The sequence below is a fragment of the Micromonospora jinlongensis genome (assembly GCF_013410645.1).
Taxonomy (GTDB): Bacteria; Actinomycetota; Actinomycetes; order Mycobacteriales; family Micromonosporaceae; genus Micromonospora; species Micromonospora zamorensis.
In genome coordinates, this window is sequence record NZ_JACCHK010000001.1 from 740,487 (window position 1) to 755,408 (window position 14,922).

A 14,922-nucleotide genomic window follows, 5' to 3' on the forward strand; every position below is an offset into this window, starting at 1 on the left:
GCGCTCGTCCCTTCCTGGCGTTCACGCGGCGGCCACCCGGCGACGGGGTACGCGGTGGCGCAGTTCGGCCAGCGGCGGGCGTTCCTCGATGGACACGTCGCTGACCACGATCTCCCGGTCCAGGTTCGGCAGCGTGTCCGAGCCACCGCGGCGGAACTGGGTCAGCAACGCCTCCGGCGTCGCGCCGGGGGCCGCCCAGCCGCGCCGCTGCAACCGGGACCAGGCGGTCAGCATGATCTGGGCGGACATCCGGCCGAGGGCCGCAGTGTCCTGGTGGCGGTGCTTGCGCTCGCCCAGGTCGACCTGGGCCAACGCGTCCAGCCCGACCAGCTCGAGCAGGTCGATCAGCATGGCCGTCTCCACCCCGTACCCGGAGACGAACGGCACCCGGGACAGCACGTCACGGCGGCCCGCGTACTCGCCGGCCAGCGGCTGCACGAAGCCGGCCAGCTCGGGCCAGAAGAGGTTGAGCAACGGGCGGGCCATCAGCTCGGTCACCCGGCCCCCGCCGTCCGGCTCCACGCTGGCGGTGCCCACCAGCGGCCGATGGTAGAAGCCCTTCACGAAATCCACCGACGGGTCGGTGAGCAGTGGGCCGAGCAGCCCGCTCACGAAGTGCGGCCGGAACTCCCGCAGGTCGGCGTCGATGAACGCCACCACGTCCCCTTCGGCGGCGGCGAGCCCGGCCCAGAGCGCGTCGCCCTTACCGGTGAGCTGCGGCAGCCCTCGGGTCATCTCGTCCTGACTGACCACCTCCGCTCCGGCGGCCCGGGCCACCTGCGCGGTGCGGTCGGTCGACCGCGAGTCCACCACGATCAGCTCGTCGACCAGGGCGACCCGGTCCATCAGGTGCTCGCGGATGGTCGACACGATCGCGCCGACGGTGGCCTCCTCGTTGCGCGCCGGCAGCACCACGCTGACCCGGCTCCCTCCCTTGGCGCGTAGCAGCCGGCGTGCCGGCCAGTCCGCCGCCGAGGTGGTCCGGTACGTGGCCCACGCCTCCACCACCGGTGACACGGTCGTATCCCGCACGGGCACCCCCTCTGTTCGTGCGTGGAAATAGCGACACTGTTACTTCCCATTCGCCACCACGCGCTAACCGCTTCCAGGGCATCAGCTTGATCACAACGGTGACATTGTCGCGTTCCCAGGGCATGAACGTTTGATTGCGGACACCCCAGGGGACTGCTCCCATCGAAAAGGGAAACGTTCTCGAAAGAGGTTGTCGAATGCGGAAATGCCGGGTTGGTCTCGTGGGCGCTGGCGGAGTGGCACAGCGCCATGCCCGGGTGCTGTCCGGGTTCGACGACGTCGAACTCATCGGGGTGACCGACGTGGCACCGGAGGCGGCGTCAGCGCTGACGGCACAGCACGGCGGCCAGGTCTACCGCGACGTCACCGAACTGCTGGCCGCGGCCCCGGACGCGGTGTACGTCTGCGTCCCGCCCTTCGCGCACGGTCCCACCGAGGAGGCGGTGATCGAGGCCGGAGTGCCGATGTTCGTCGAGAAGCCCGTCGCGGTCGACCTGGGCACCGCCGAGCGGATCGCCGACCTGGTCGCGCGCAGTGGGCTGCGCACCGCCGTCGGCCACCACTGGCGCTACCTGGGCGTGCTCGACCAGGCCCGCGACCTGCTCGCCGACCGCCCGGTGCGGATGATCAGCGGCGCCTGGCTCGACAAGGTGCCCCCGGTGGCGTGGTGGTCGCGGCGGGACCGCTCCGGCGGCCCAGTGGTCGAGCAGGCCGCCCACGTGCTGGACCTGATCCGCGTGCTCGCCGGCGAGGTGACCGAGGTCACCGCGTACGGCAACGGCACCCCACCGCCGGTCGACGGCGCCGACATCGACTCGGTGACCACCGCCGCGCTGCGCTTCGCCGACGGGGCGGTCGGCACCCTCAGCGCGGCCTGCGTGCTGGGCTGGAAGCACCGCGCCGGCCTGGAGATCCTCGCCGACGGGCTGGCCCTCTCGCTCACCGAGGACGGCCTGACGATCCGCGACGCCGACGGGGAACGACACGTCCCCGCCGACCCGGAGGCCGCCCGGATCGCGGTGGACCGCGCCTTCGTCGACGCCGTCCGCGGCATCGGCGACGACGTCCGTGTGCCGTACGCCGAGGCGCTGGCCACCCAACGGCTGGCCCTCGCGGTGGCCGACTCGGCCCGCACCGGCACCACCGTGCGGCTCGCCACCCCGACCGCCCCGGCGGCAATCAGCACGGGGGTGACCGTCGATGCGTGACAAGGTCGTGGTGGTCACCGGCCCCGGCCGGGTCGAGCTGGTCGAGCAGGACGCCGCGCCGCTGCGTCCCGGCACGTTCCGGGTCGAGACGCTCCACAGCGGCGTCTCCGCCGGCACCGAGCTGAGCTACGTCAAGGGCACGAACCCCTACCTGAACGTCACCTGGAACGCGGACCTGGGGCTGTTCCAACCCGGCGAGGCGAGCACCCCGTACCCGGTGAACCGGCTCGGCTACATGCAGGTCGGCCGGGTGGTGGAGAGCGACACCCCGGCCGTCGCCGTGGGCACCGTCGGCGCGATGACGTACGGGCACCGCACCGGCTGGCTCGCCGACCCGGTCGCCGAGCGGTTCGTGCCATTGCCCGACGACCTGGATCCGCTGCTCGGTGTCTACGTCGCGCACATGGGCCCGATCTGCGCCAACGGTCTGCTGCACGCCGCGGCCGACCTGCACGGCACCGACGTCCGCGCCCTCGGCGACGGGGTACGCGGCCGGCGCGTCGCCGTGGTCGGCGCCGGGGTGGTGGCGCTGCTGACGGCGCTGTTCGCCCGGCGCAACGGCGCCGCCTCGGTGGTGGTGCTCGACCCCACCCCGCACCGTCGCCAGGTCGCCGAGGCGCTCGGCCTGGAAACCCTCGACCCGGACGCGGACGACCCGGCGGTCGTGCTCAAGACCCGGTGGGCCCACACCGCCGGTGACCGGGGCGCCGACGTGGTGTTCCAGTGCCGGGGGCAGGCGTGGGCGTTGCAGCTCGCCCTGCGGCTGCTGCGCCCCCAGGGCACGGTCATCGACCTCGCCTTCTACCAGGAGGGCGCCGACGCGGTGCGGCTCGGTGAGGAGTTCCACCACAACGGGCTCTCGCTGCGCTGCGCGCAGATCGGCCGGGTGCCGCGCGGGCTCGCCCCCACCTGGGACCGCGAGCGGCTCTCCGCCGAGACCATCGACCTGCTCCGGACGTACGGGGACGTGATGCGCAAGCACCTCGTCTCGGCGGTGGTGCCGTTCGACGAGGCGCCCACCCTGCTCACCGATCTGGCCGACCGTCGTCGCCAGGAGCTTCAGGTGGTGCTGTCCACCTGACCCGGCGGGCCGGACCGACCCGGCGGGCCGGAGCGCGCCCGCCCGGGTGACGCGGCGGACTACCGTTCCCGGCATGAGCACCTCGACGCACCGGCCGACCGGCGGCACCTCGACAGACCGGTCGGCCGGTGGCGCCGCTGCGGGCCGACCGGTCGGTCTGGGCGCGCTGCTGCCGTACCTGCGGGAGCACACCGGCACCCTGGTCGTGGTGGGCGTGCTGTCGCTGGTCGGCGCGGCCGCGTCGCTGGCGCAGCCGCTGCTCACCCGCACGGTGCTCGACCGGATCGGCGCCGACCATGCCGTCGCCGACCTGGTGGCGGTGCTGGTTGCGCTCGTGGTGCTGGGCGCGGCCATCGGCGGGCTGCGCGACTACCTGCTGCAACGCACCGCCGAGGGGCTGGTGCTGGGCACCCGGCGACGGCTCGCCGGTCACCTGCTGCGGCTGCCCATCGCCGAGTACGACCGACGGCGCACCGGCGACCTGCTGTCCCGGGTCGGCTCGGACACCACCCTGTTGCGAGCGGTCGTCACCTCCGGGCTCTTCGAGACGGTCACCGGGGCGGTGACGGTGGTCGGCGCCGGCATCGCCATGGTGCTGCTCGACCCGCTGCTGTTCGGCGTCACCCTGCTCGGGGTGGCACTGGGGCTGGGCTTCGCCGCCACCTTCGCCCGCCGGGTCCGGGCGCTGGCCCGAGCAGCCCAGGAGCGGATCGGTGAGATGACCTCGGCGGTGGAGCGGGCCATCTCGGCGGCCCGGACCATCCGGGCCAGTCGCGCCGAGACCCGGGAGGCGGAGACCGTCACCGGCAGCGCGCGGGAGGCGTACGAGGCCGGCCTGCGGGTGGCCCGGGTGCAGTCACTGGTCGGCCCGATCGGCTCGATCACCGTGCAGGGCGCGTTCCTGCTGGTGCTCGGCATCGGCGGGGCACGGGTCGCCGCCGGGGCGATCTCCGTCGGTGACCTGGTCGCCTTCGTCATGTACCTGTTCCTCCTGGCGCTGCCGCTGGCCCAGGTGCTGCGGGCGTACACCCAGTTGCAGTCCGGTCTGGGTGCCCTCCAGCGGATCGAGGAGATCCTGGCCGTGCCCGCCGAGGGCGCGGCCGACCGGGCCACTCCCGCCGCCGCGACGACCACCCCGCGCCGGCCCGCCCCGATGATCGAGTTCGATCGGGTGGGGTTCGGCTACCCGGGCGGCGAGCCGGTGCTGCACGAGGTCAGCTTCGCGGTGCCCGCCGGTACGCGTACCGCGCTTGTCGGCCCCTCCGGCGCCGGCAAGTCCACCCTGCTGGCCCTGGTCGAGCGCTTCTACGAGGTCAGCGCCGGCGCGGTCCGACTGGACGGCCACGACGTACGGGACCTGCCCCGCGACGCGCTGCGGGCCCGGCTCGGCTACGTCGAGCAGGAGGCGCCCGTGCTGGCCGGCACGCTGCGGGAGAACCTGCTGATCACCACCCCGGACGCCACCGACGACCGGTTGCGCCAGGTGCTCGACGAGGTCAACCTCGCGCACCTGGCCGAGCGCACTCCCGAAGGTCTGAACGTCCAGGTGGGGGAGGGCGGCGTGCTGCTCTCCGGGGGTGAGCGGCAGCGACTGGCCATCGCCCGCGCGCTGCTCGCCGGTCCGCCGGTGCTGCTGCTGGACGAGCCGACCAGCAACCTCGACTCGCGCAACGAGGCCGCGCTGCGCCGCGCCATCGACGCGGTGGCCGTCCGCCGGACACTGTTGATCGTGGCGCACCGGCTCGCCACGGTCGTCGACGCCGACCAGATCGTCGTCCTCGACGGCGGCCGGGTGGTGGCCGTCGGCACCCACGCCGAACTGACCGCCACCGACCCGCTCTACCGGGAGCTCGCCACCCACCAACTGCTGGTCGGCTGACTCCGTCCGTTCGGGGGCCGACCTGCGCTCCCCGGCCGGGGTCGAGATGCTCTCCCCGTTCGGTGTCGACTTGCCGGCGGCCGGGCCGCGCAAGCCGGCCGGAATCGCGTACCGTTGCCGCTCATGGGTGTGTCGCAACGGTTCAAGAGCAAGTTCCGGCGGTTCCTTCAGCGCCCCGGCTCGACCGTGGATCTTGCTCCGCTGGAGAAGCTGCTGCCGGCTGTCGAGGCGCGCGAGGACGAGCTCGCCGCGCTGGACGACGCCGAGCTGACCGAGGCCGCGGGTGCCGCCACCGGTTACGAGGAGATCTGCGCGATCGGCCGCGAGGCCGCCCGCCGCGGCCTCGGCCAGCGGCCGTACGACGTGCAGCTGCTCGGCGCGATGTCGCTGCTGTCCGGCAAGGTCGCCGAGATGGCCACCGGTGAGGGCAAGACACTCACCGCCACGATCGCCGCGTACGGGCACGTCCGGCTCGGCAACGGGCCGGTGCACGTGCTCACCATCAACGACTACCTGGCCCGCCGCGACGCCCAGTGGATGGAGCCGGTCTACACCCTGCTCGGCCTCACCGTCGGCTGGGTCAACGAGGCCTCCACGCCGCAGGAGCGGCGCGACGCGTACGCCTGCGACGTCACCTACGTCTCGGTCAGCGAGGCGGGCTTCGACTACCTGCGCGACCAGCTCGTCACCGACGTGGAGGACCGGGTGCAACCGGCCCTGACCACCGCGATCGTCGACGAGGCCGACTCGATCATGATCGACGAGGCCCGGGTGCCGATGGTCCTGGCCGGCGCCGTGCCGGGCGAGCAGGACCCGGTGCACGCCGCCGCCGCACTGGTCCGTGGCCTGCGCAAGGGCAAGCACTACACGGTTGCGGACGACGGCCGCAGCGTGGCGTTCACCTCCGCCGGCCTGGCCGCCATCGAGGCCAAGCTCGGCATCGACCTGTACGACGAGGAGCACGTCGAGCAGCTCTCCGCGGTCAACGTGGCGCTGCACGCGCACGCCCTGCTGCACCGTGACGTGGATTACATCGTCCGGGACGGCTCGGTCGAGCTGGTCGACGAGATGCGCGGCCGGGTGGCCCAGCGCCGCCGCTGGCCGGACGGGCTCCAGGCCGCGGTCGAGGCCAAGGAGGGCCTGGACGCCACCGCCGAGGGCGAGGTGCTGGGCACGATCGCCATGCAGGCGTACATCGCGCTCTACCCGAAGGTCTGCGGCATGACCGCCACGGCGGTGCTGGTCGGCGACCAGTTGCGGGAGTTCTTCGGTCTTGAGGTCGCGGTGATCCCGCCCAACACCCCCTGCATCCGCGAGGACGAGCCGGACCGCATCTACGCCACCCGGGCCGAAAAGGACGAGGCGCTGATCGACGAGATCCAGCGCTGGCACGCCAAGGGGCGGCCGGTGCTGGTCGGCACGTTGGACGTGAAGGAGTCCGAGGGCCTGGCCGCCGGTCTCAACGCGGCCGGGGTGCCCTGCGTCGTGCTGAACGCCAAGAACGACGACGAGGAAGCGGCGATCATCGCCGAGGCCGGCGCGTACGGCGCGGTGACCGTTTCCACCCAGATGGCCGGCCGGGGCGTGGACATCCGACTCGGCGGCAGCGACGGACGCGACCAGGAGCGGGTCGCCGAGCTGGGCGGCCTCTACGTGATCGGCAGCGGCCGGCACGACAGCCGCCGGGTGGACGACCAGCTGCGGGGTCGTGCCGGCAGGCAGGGCGACCCGGGCGGTTCGGTCTTCTTCGTCAGCCTGGAGGACGACCTGGTCGTCCGGCACGCCGCCGACTCGGTGCCGGCGTCGCCGCGGATGAACGCCGACGGCCTGGTGACCGACGAGCAGGTCGACTACGCGGTGGAGCACGCCCAGCGGGTCGCCGAGGGCGTCAACCACGAGATCCACCGCAACACCTGGCGCTACAGCGTGGTGATCGAGCAGCAGCGCAAGGCTCTCGCCGCGCGCCGCGAGCGGCTGCTGACCAGTGACGTGGCCGCCGTGATGCTGCTGGAGAAGGAGCCCGAGAAGGCCGGCGAGATGGACGAGGACCTGCTCGCCCGTGCGGCCCGCTCGATCGCGCTCTTCCACCTGGACCGGCTCTGGGCCGAGCACCTGGCCGAGTTGTCGGAGGTCCGCGAGGGCGTGCACCTTCGCGCGCTGGGCCGGCTCGACCCGCTGGACGAGTTCCACCGGGCCGCCGTGCCGGCGTTCAACGACCTGATCCCGGAGATCGAGGCCCGCACCATCGCCACCTTCACCGAGACCGAATTCGATGAGGACTGGCAGCCCGACGACGGCACCCTGGTCCGGCCCACCGCCACCTGGACGTACCTGGTGCACGACAACCCGTTCGGCTCCGAGCTGGACCGGCTGATCGCGTCGATCGGGCGGCGACTCAGCGGCACCTCGCGCTGACGTAGGCCATCGGGGCCCCTGTCGTGCCTCCGCGTGCGGCAGGGGCCCCGATTTACGTCGTTTCGACCCAGCTTTCCTCGGGTAGTAGCGCTGGTCGGTCGAGTCGGGAGAGAGCAGACGATGACACAGGTGACGATGATCGCGGGCCGGGCGCGAGGGCACACGGAGGCTGCGAACCGGTGAACCTCGACACGCGGGAGCCGGTGCAGACCCTCGGTGTCCTGGAAACCGCGGCCCTGTTACGGGAGCTGACCGCCGGCCTGATCGCCCTGACCGACTTTGACGAGGCGCTGCTGGCGCTGGTCCGGGTCACCCGGGACGCCGTGGCCGGAGTGCGCTGGTGCGGGTTCACCGCCCTGCGCGCCGGCGAACCCGCCGGTGTGGCCGCCTCCGACGAACGGCTGGCCGGGCTGGACGACCTGCGGCACGGGCCGGACTCGCCGGCGATGAGCGCCATCCAACGCCGCGAGATGATCCTCGCCGCCGATCTGGCCGGCGAGACCCGCTGGCCGGTCTGGACGGCGCGCGCCCGTGATCTCGGCGTGCGCGGGGTCATCTCCGCGCCCGTGGACATCGACGACCAGGTGATCGGCGCGATCAACCTCTACGCCGCGTCGCCGGAGCTGCTGACCCCGCAACACCAGTTGACCGCGATGCTGCTCGCCGAACACGCCGGCCTGCTGCTGGCGGCCGTCCGCGACCGCAGGCGGCAACTCACGCTCGCCAGCGAGCAGGACGCCTCGCTGCTGCACGACGGGGTGGTGGGCCAGGCCGTCGGGGTGATCATGACTCAGCGCGGGTGCCCGCCAGCCGAGGCCCTCGACGTGCTGCGCACCGCCGCGTCGTCATTGGACATCCCGCTGCGCGAGGTGGCCGAGCGACTGGTCCGGACGGTCTCCCGCCCCCGCGACGCCTGACCGGACCGCGTGTCGCGGCTCGCCCGCGGGTCGGCGTTCGCGGTTCGGCTTGATCGACTCGGGTTCCTTGAATCCGGGGTGTCCGGGGTTCGCGGATGGCCCGGTTTTCTGAAACCCGAGTCGATCAACCTCCCGGCGGTGCCTGTGCCCGTGGTGGTCCGTGTGCCCGCGGTGGTGCCCGTTCTCCGGTGCTTGTGCCCGCGGTGGTGCCTGTGCCCGTGGCCGTGCCCGCTCTCCCGGCGGTGCCCGTTCTCTCTCTCGGCGGCGAGTCGGGCGGCGTCGTTTCGTCCCGACCGGCCTCGGGTAGCACTCTGGTCACGTTAGCTGCGCCGACCCGGGGGAGGACCGATGCAGAGCCGGCTGCGGGTGCAGGGGCACCCGATCCAACCGATGCTGGTCACGTTCCCACTCGGGCTCTTCGTCAGCGCCACCGTCTTCGACTTCACCGATGTCGTCGGCGGGCCGGCGTTCCTGGGCGAGGTCGGCTACTGGACCGGCGTCGCGGCCCTCGTCGCCGCGGCACTGACCGCGGTGGCCGGCATGATCGACCTGTGGGACGTACCGGTCGACCGCACCCGCCGCACAGCGGTCGCCTTCAACCTGGTGAACGCGGTGATGGCCGGCTTGTTCCTGCTCACCTGCCTGGTCCGGTCGCAGGCACCGGAGCACGGAGCGTCGGCCGCGATGCTGATCACCGAGTTGGTCGCGCTGGCCGCCGGTGGCATCGGCGTGCACCTGGGCGCCCGGCTGATACGCCAGTTCGACAGCGGCCGCACCGAAACCGGCGGCCTCGACGCTCTCGCCAATGGCACCGTCGAGATCGTCCGCCCGCGCCCCTGACGCGCACTGCCGGCACGGCACTGCGGGCCCCACGCGGCGGGCTCCACGCGGCGGGCTCCACGCGGCCGGTCCATGACCCCGACCCCGCCTGGTTCGTGCGACCCGTGACCCGATTGGACAGGCGGTGGCCGGTCCGGCCGGACGGTCGGCCTGACCCGACCGGTCCGGCGGGTCGTGGCGGTGGCAGGCGCAAATGAGTTGCCGGTCGGGTGACCGGCCGGTGAGGCTGACCGCCATGACCGATCTGCGGAACGCCGAGGACTTGATCGCGGAGGCAGCCGCCGCGCCGATCGACGGTTGGGGCTTCGACTGGCTGGCCGGCCGGGCCACCGAGGAGCGTCCGCCCTGGGCGTACGCCCGGCTGGTCGCCGATCGGATGGCGCGCGCCACCGCCGCTCTGGACGTGGACACCGGTGGCGGTGAGGTGCTCGCCGAGGTGCCGCATCCGCCGAAGCTGCTGGCGGCCACCGAGGGCTGGCCGCCCAACGTGGAGGTCGCCCGGCGCACCCTGCGTCGGGTGGGCGCGACGGTGGTGGCGGTTGACCCGGACGGGCCGCTGCCCTTCCGCGACGCCTCGTTCGACCTGGTGGTCAGCCGGCATCCGGTACGGACCGACTGGGCGCAGACGGCTCGGGTGCTGCGGCCGGGTGGGACGTTCCTGTCCCAGCAGATCGGGGCGGGCACCATGCGGGAGCTGAGTGAGGCGATCCTCGGTCCGCTGCCGCCGCCGGCCCACCGGCATCCCGAACACGCGGCGGCCGCCGCCGAAGACGCTGGTCTGCGGGTGGTCGACCTGCGTCGGGCCACCCTGCGGGCGACCTTCTCCGACATCGGTGCGGTGGTCTGGTTCCTGCGCAAGGTGATCTGGACGGTGCCCGGGTTCACCGTGGACCGCTACCGCGGACAACTTCTGGCCCTGCACGAGCGCATCACCGCCGAGGGCCCCTTCACCGCCCACGCCCAACGCTTCCTCATCGAGGCGACCCGGCCCTGACCACGGCGATCATGCACTTGTGGGTGCCCCGCACAACTGGCGCACCGGCCCAAGCCGCCCACCACAACTCCATGATCGACCGGGCGGGGGCGGGGGCGGGGGCGGGGGCAGGGCAGGGCAGGGCAGGGCAGGGCAGGGCAGGGCAGGGCAGGGCGGACTAGTGGTGGGTCTCGTGGTGGGTCGCCAGGACGTCGGCGCCGAAGTCGCTGGCGGGGCGGCGCAGCACGGTGTGGGCGTGGTTGCCGTCGGCGCTGGTGTTGTCGTACTCGATCAGCAGGTCGTCGCCCTGCACCCGGTAGTAGTGCCGCTGCCCGGGCTGGGTCGGGCCGGCCCAGGCGAAGTGCAGCCGGCCGGCGTCCAGTCGGCGCGCCTCGCGGATGGCCAGCTCGGGAGGCAGTCGGTCCAGGTAGAGCGCGACCACCTGGTCGAGCAGTGCGCGGCCGGTCGGCCCCAGCCGGTCGGACGGCACGCCGAGCGGCTCCAGCGGGGCGTCGACCCGCCCGCGGGTGGCGCTGATGATGTCCCCGGGCGCCTCGTCGGCGATGATCGCTGCGGCCCGCTCGGCCGGCCCGATCGCGTCGAGCAGTGCCCGGCCCAGGTCCTCCTCGATGCCCAGTGGGCGGGAGACCGGGCGGCCGGCGTAGCGGACCGCCGCCGGGTTGGCGCCGAAGAAGATCGGCGCGGGGGAGACCTGACCGTCCACCACTGTCATGTTCACCGACAGGTGGTGCCCTTCGAGCCGCCACGCCCAGCGGTCGTCGCGCTCCGGGTCACCGAACACGGCCACCCAGTAGTCACCGCTGTGCCGCCCTCGATGCCAGCCCTCGGCCCGGTCCAGCACCTCCTCCAGCGCGATGATCGCCATCGCCTGCGCGTACGCCGAAGGGCTGAGCGCGGTGGCCAGCAGCCGGTGCGCGGCCTTGCGGCCGGCGACGTCGAGCTCGGCGAGGCAGACGCCGGGTCGGGGTCGAGGCCGGTACTCCAGCCAGCGTCGGGTCGACTCGTCGTCGAACGGGTGCACGGCGCTGTCGCGGGCGGCGGGGTCGAGCGCGGCCAGCAGCGTGGTGCTGGCGGCCCGCATCTGCTCGGGCAGGGGATCTTCCACCGACCCTGTATACCGGCACGTCGGCGCCAGTGTCAGCCGGCGCGCAGCAGCTCCGTCATCTCCGGCAGGTCGAAGAACTGCGCGGTCTCCAGTGCCGAGGGGTTGCCGTGTGCCGGGTCGGCGCCGGCGGCGAGGAGCGCGCGGACCGCTTCGGTGCTGCTGCGGAACACCGCGGCGGCCAGCGCGGTCTGACCCCGGTCGTTGGCCCGGGAGTGGTCGGCGCCGCGACTGAGCAGGGCGGCCACCGTGTCCGGGTGGGCGTGGTACGCGGCCAGGATCAGCAGCGTGTCGCCCTTGTCGTTGGTGAGGTTGGCGGGCAGGCCGGCGTCGAGCTGTGCGGCCAGCTCCTCGGTGGAGCCGGCCCGGGCCAGGTCGAACATCCGGTGCGCGAACGCCAGCGTTTCGGCGTCGAGGTGGTCGGTCACCGGTCCAGGTTAGTCGCAGCGGTCCTGATACGTTGCTCGGCCGGTGTGCTGGGGAGGGGTCCGATGGCGGAGACGGTGTACGTGGGCAACGCGGGTGTCGACGGTGCCACCAACGCCGGTTGGCTGCTCGGGCACTTCGCGCCACCGGGGGAGATCCGGCACAGCGCCGACGTCGAGGTGAAGTGGGGAGTGCACCCGCCCGGGCAGGCCCGGTCCCAGTGGGCGACCGGGGAGCGGCGCACCACTCTGCTCGTACTCGTTGAGGGGTGCTTCCGGGTGGAGCTGCCGGACCGGACGGTACGGCTGGCCGTGCCGGGCGACTACGTGGTGTGGGGTCGGGGGCTGGACCACTCCTGGTTCGCGGAGCGCGCGTCGGTGGTGCTGACCGTGCGGTGGCCCTCGCTGCCCGGCTACCGGGTGGACCCTCCGGTGCTGCGCTGATCGACACCAGGTCCGACCTGCGTCCCAGCAAGTGAAATTACCTACTAAACCTATAGGCTTTGCAGTCTAGAGTACGAGGGCACCCCGCCGAACGACCCGCGAGGAACCGCCATGACGCACCGCCGCCCGGAGCCCGATCTGCTCACCGTCGCCGCCCGGTGGGCCGACCCGGCCGGTTGGCCGGTCGCGCTGCGTTTCGACCCGGCCGAACGCTGGTACGCGCGCCTCGACATCGGCGACGACCACGAGGTGTGGGCACTGAGCTGGCTGCCCGGGCAGGGCACCGACCTGCACGACCACGGTGGTTCGGCCGGAGCGTTCCGGGTCGTCAGCGGCACGCTCACCGAGGAGACGGTCGCCGCCGGCCGGTTGCGCCCACGACTGCTGCCCGCCGGCGCCGGTCGCCGCTTCGGCCCCCGACACGTGCACCAGGTGACCAACCAGGGTCCAGCGCCGGCGGTCAGCGTGCACGTCTACCGGCCGGCGTTGCTGCGGATGACCCGCTACCACCTCGTGGACGGGCGGCTGCGGGTCGCCGAGGTCGCCGAAGCCGGCCGGTCCTGGTGACCGCGGCCAGCCACGATCCACCCCCTGTCACCGGAAGGAACCGATAATGCAGGTAACCGCCGAGCACTGTCCGGCCCCCGTGCCGCCGCCGGGCTCCCGGGGCATCGACGAGATACTGGCCGCCGCGCGTGCCCGGCTCCACCGGTTGGACCCGGAGCGGGCGCACCTGGCGTACCGGGCCGGAGCGCTGCTGGTCGACATCCGACCGGCCGCGCAGCGGGCCGCGCACGGCGTGGTGCCGGGCTCGCTCACTGTCGAGCGCAACGTGCTGGAGTGGCGCTTCGACCCTCGCTGCCCGGCCCGACTGCCGCAGGCGGTCGACTACGACGTACCGGTGATGATCCTCTGCCAGGAGGGCTACACCTCGTCGCTGGCCGCCGCCGCCCTGCAGGATGTCGGCCTGCACCGGGCCACCGACGTGGTCGGCGGCTTCGCGGCCTGGCGGATCGCCGGCCTGCCAGCCCTCGGCCCGACCCCCCTGCACACCTCCCCACTCGCGTCCCCCGTCAAGACCGGTTGGGCGCGCCGCTGACCGTCACGCCGCACCCGGCGTGGCGGGCGTACCGCCACTCAGGAGGCACCATGTCCGTCGTCGCCATCCCCACGCGCCGCCACCCGGGCACCCGCCCGGCCCGCCCGCGCACCGGTCCGACCCTCACCATCACCCTCGACCTCGTCCCGGGGCCGCTGAGCCCTCGGCTGGCCCGGTTGGTGCAGCTGCTCGGCGAGCTGGCCGAGTCGGGGGAGGGTCAGCTGCGTACCGTCGAGGACGTGGTGCCCGCGCCGCGACCGGCCCCGAGCCCCGCCGCCGGCGCACCGTCCGCCGACGCCGCCCACGTCCGCATCCTGGCCGGCTCGCGGATGGTCCGCCAGGGCGACCAGGTCGTCCCGCTGACCCGCATCGAGTACGAGCTGCTGCTGTTCCTGGCCGAGCGGCCACGCCGGGTCTTCACCCGCCTCCAACTGCTGTCCAGCGTGTGGGGGTACGAGCACGCGGTGGCCCGGACCGTGGACGTGCACGTTCGACGGCTGCGCGCCAAGCTGGATGGCTCGGAGGTGGTGACGACCGTCTACGGGGTCGGTTACCGGCTGGCCGACGAGGCGCGGATCAGCGTGGACCACAGCCGATAGGCCCTGGTCCGGTGGCCTGCGACCACCTCGGCGAACCGGGCGGGGACCCCCGTATCGGGGCATCTCGGCGACTCTGCTGTAATCATCAGGCTTCGTACGCAGAGCGAGCGTCTGGCTCCGATGTGTTCGTCAATTGTCACATTCATGCAACGCAGCCGCCTCTTGATTCTCGCCCGGGTGCCGGGAAGCATCGATGAAGCGGCGTCCCGGGCCGTGGGGAGATACCCGGATCAGCCCAAGGAGGACCATGTCGGTCAGCCCTGCCTCGTCGCGCGCCGGATGGCATACGTCGCAACCCGCGGTGCCCGGTCGACCGCCCGGCGGTCAGCGTCGCCCGGCGAACACCGCGACGCCCGTGCTCACCGTGACGCTGTCCATCCCGCTGGCCTGTGAGGAGTCGCTGACCCCAGCGGCGCGCCGGCTGCTCGAAGCCGCCCGAGAGATGCTGGAGCGCGGCGAGGGCGTGATCATCGGGTCCGTGCCGACCGAACGCCGCCCCGACCAGGCGCCCGCCAACCGGTCGCCGACCCGGGCGCTCAGCCCGACCATCCCCGCCCTGCACATCCTCGCCTCGTCCCGCTCGGTGCTGCGCGACGACGAGCCGCTGCCGCTGACCCGGCTGGAGTTCGACCTGCTGCTGCACCTGGTCGCCCACCCGCGCCGGGTGTTCACCCGGCTGCAACTGCTCAACGCCGTCTGGGGCTACGAGCACGCGGGCGTACGCACCGTCGACGTGCACGTGCGTCGGCTGCGCGGCAAGGTCGGCGTGGACGTACCCCTGGTCACCACCGTCTACGGCGTGGGCTACCGGCTGGCCGACGACGCCCGGGTCACCATCGACCGCAGCGGCTGACCGGCGTCACCCGCCCACCCGACGCGGGGCAGGA

The 14,922-nt window shown here is 73.2% G+C and carries 15 protein-coding genes; 12 read left to right on the forward strand and 3 right to left on the reverse strand.

The features are described 5' to 3' along the window. Positions 1 to 21: 21 nt before the first annotated feature. A complete protein-coding gene (locus HNR22_RS02770) occupies positions 22 to 1,005 on the reverse strand; it encodes a glucosyl-3-phosphoglycerate synthase (protein WP_343060025.1) in 984 nt (327 codons plus the stop codon). A gap of 224 nt (positions 1,006 to 1,229) precedes the next feature. Here HNR22_RS02770 and HNR22_RS02775 point away from each other — a divergent pair, with 224 nt between their 5' ends. From HNR22_RS02775 to HNR22_RS02805, 7 genes are all read left to right on the forward strand, one after another. Further along, positions 1,230 to 2,240: a Gfo/Idh/MocA family protein gene (locus HNR22_RS02775; protein WP_179778924.1), complete on the forward strand. Its 1,011-nt coding sequence runs from the start codon at positions 1,230 to 1,232 to the stop codon at positions 2,238 to 2,240. After that, positions 2,233 to 3,321, forward strand: a complete 1,089-nt coding sequence (locus HNR22_RS02780; RefSeq protein ID WP_179778925.1) for a zinc-binding dehydrogenase — start codon at positions 2,233 to 2,235, stop codon at positions 3,319 to 3,321. Before HNR22_RS02775 ends, HNR22_RS02780 begins: the two co-directional genes overlap by 8 nt. Before the next feature lie 73 nt (positions 3,322 to 3,394). Then, positions 3,395 to 5,200 (forward strand): ABC transporter ATP-binding protein, encoded by a 1,806-nt coding sequence (locus tag HNR22_RS02785; protein WP_246380632.1) that lies wholly within the window; start codon positions 3,395 to 3,397, stop codon positions 5,198 to 5,200. 123 nt (positions 5,201 to 5,323) lie between these two features. After that, the gene (gene secA2, locus HNR22_RS02790) at positions 5,324 to 7,615 is read left to right on the forward strand and encodes an accessory Sec system translocase SecA2 (RefSeq protein WP_179778927.1); all 2,292 of its coding nucleotides are present in this window, start codon (positions 5,324 to 5,326) and stop codon (positions 7,613 to 7,615) included. Between the two features lie 179 nt (positions 7,616 to 7,794). Continuing rightward, positions 7,795 to 8,532 carry an ANTAR domain-containing protein gene (locus HNR22_RS02795; protein ID WP_179778929.1) on the forward strand — a complete coding sequence of 246 codons (738 nt, stop codon included), beginning with the start codon at positions 7,795 to 7,797 and terminating at the stop codon, positions 8,530 to 8,532. Between the two features lie 348 nt (positions 8,533 to 8,880). Then, positions 8,881 to 9,372, forward strand: coding sequence for a DUF2231 domain-containing protein (locus HNR22_RS02800; protein WP_179778931.1), 492 nt, complete (start codon positions 8,881 to 8,883; stop codon positions 9,370 to 9,372). Between the two features lie 235 nt (positions 9,373 to 9,607). Next, complete coding sequence (locus tag HNR22_RS02805) at positions 9,608 to 10,366, forward strand: class I SAM-dependent methyltransferase (RefSeq protein WP_179778933.1); 759 nt, start codon at positions 9,608 to 9,610, stop codon at positions 10,364 to 10,366. Between the two features lie 157 nt (positions 10,367 to 10,523). Here the strand turns inward: HNR22_RS02805 and HNR22_RS02810 are convergent, their stop codons facing one another. Together HNR22_RS02810 and HNR22_RS02815 are read right to left on the reverse strand one after the other, a co-directional pair. Beyond that, positions 10,524 to 11,471 (reverse strand): DUF3500 domain-containing protein, encoded by a 948-nt coding sequence (locus HNR22_RS02810; protein WP_179778935.1) that lies wholly within the window; start codon positions 11,469 to 11,471, stop codon positions 10,524 to 10,526. A 32-nt stretch (positions 11,472 to 11,503) separates the two neighbouring features. Continuing rightward, on the reverse strand, positions 11,504 to 11,896 hold the full coding sequence (locus HNR22_RS02815; RefSeq protein ID WP_179778937.1) for an ankyrin repeat domain-containing protein: 393 nt from the start codon (positions 11,894 to 11,896) through the stop codon (positions 11,504 to 11,506). A 63-nt stretch (positions 11,897 to 11,959) separates the two neighbouring features. Here HNR22_RS02815 and HNR22_RS02820 point away from each other — a divergent pair, with 63 nt between their 5' ends. The 5 genes from HNR22_RS02820 to HNR22_RS02840 all read left to right on the forward strand — a co-directional run bounded on the left by HNR22_RS02820 (position 11,960) and on the right by HNR22_RS02840 (position 14,888). Further along, positions 11,960 to 12,337: a signal peptidase I gene (locus tag HNR22_RS02820; protein ID WP_179778940.1), complete on the forward strand. Its 378-nt coding sequence runs from the start codon at positions 11,960 to 11,962 to the stop codon at positions 12,335 to 12,337. Positions 12,338 to 12,448: 111 nt separating this feature from the next. Next, positions 12,449 to 12,904: a cysteine dioxygenase gene (locus HNR22_RS02825; protein WP_179778941.1), complete on the forward strand. Its 456-nt coding sequence runs from the start codon at positions 12,449 to 12,451 to the stop codon at positions 12,902 to 12,904. 46 nt (positions 12,905 to 12,950) lie between these two features. Then, the gene (locus tag HNR22_RS02830; RefSeq protein WP_088948027.1) at positions 12,951 to 13,436 is read left to right on the forward strand and encodes a rhodanese-like domain-containing protein; all 486 of its coding nucleotides are present in this window, start codon (positions 12,951 to 12,953) and stop codon (positions 13,434 to 13,436) included. Between the two features lie 50 nt (positions 13,437 to 13,486). Continuing rightward, on the forward strand, positions 13,487 to 14,035 hold the full coding sequence (locus tag HNR22_RS02835; protein WP_179778942.1) for a winged helix-turn-helix domain-containing protein: 549 nt from the start codon (positions 13,487 to 13,489) through the stop codon (positions 14,033 to 14,035). Positions 14,036 to 14,282: 247 nt separating this feature from the next. After that, complete coding sequence (locus tag HNR22_RS02840; protein WP_179778943.1) at positions 14,283 to 14,888, forward strand: winged helix-turn-helix domain-containing protein; 606 nt, start codon at positions 14,283 to 14,285, stop codon at positions 14,886 to 14,888. Positions 14,889 to 14,922: the final 34 nt, after the last annotated feature.

Bases quoted from the DNA above. Each gene is read 5' to 3' on its own strand.
- HNR22_RS02775 (WP_179778924.1), top strand. From the start codon at position 1,230: ATGCGGAAATGCCGGGTTGGTCTCGTGGGCGCTGGCGGAGTGGCACAG.
- HNR22_RS02780 (WP_179778925.1), top strand. From the start codon at position 2,233: ATGCGTGACAAGGTCGTGGTGGTCACCGGCCCCGGCCGGGTCGAGCTG.
- HNR22_RS02785 (WP_246380632.1), top strand. From the start codon at position 3,395: ATGAGCACCTCGACGCACCGGCCGACCGGCGGCACCTCGACAGACCGG.
- secA2 (WP_179778927.1), top strand. From the start codon at position 5,324: ATGGGTGTGTCGCAACGGTTCAAGAGCAAGTTCCGGCGGTTCCTTCAG.
- HNR22_RS02800 (WP_179778931.1), top strand. From the start codon at position 8,881: ATGCAGAGCCGGCTGCGGGTGCAGGGGCACCCGATCCAACCGATGCTG.
- HNR22_RS02805 (WP_179778933.1), top strand. From the start codon at position 9,608: ATGACCGATCTGCGGAACGCCGAGGACTTGATCGCGGAGGCAGCCGCC.
- HNR22_RS02820 (WP_179778940.1), top strand. From the start codon at position 11,960: ATGGCGGAGACGGTGTACGTGGGCAACGCGGGTGTCGACGGTGCCACC.
- HNR22_RS02825 (WP_179778941.1), top strand. From the start codon at position 12,449: ATGACGCACCGCCGCCCGGAGCCCGATCTGCTCACCGTCGCCGCCCGG.
- HNR22_RS02830 (WP_088948027.1), top strand. From the start codon at position 12,951: ATGCAGGTAACCGCCGAGCACTGTCCGGCCCCCGTGCCGCCGCCGGGC.
- HNR22_RS02835 (WP_179778942.1), top strand. From the start codon at position 13,487: ATGTCCGTCGTCGCCATCCCCACGCGCCGCCACCCGGGCACCCGCCCG.
- HNR22_RS02840 (WP_179778943.1), top strand. From the start codon at position 14,283: ATGTCGGTCAGCCCTGCCTCGTCGCGCGCCGGATGGCATACGTCGCAA.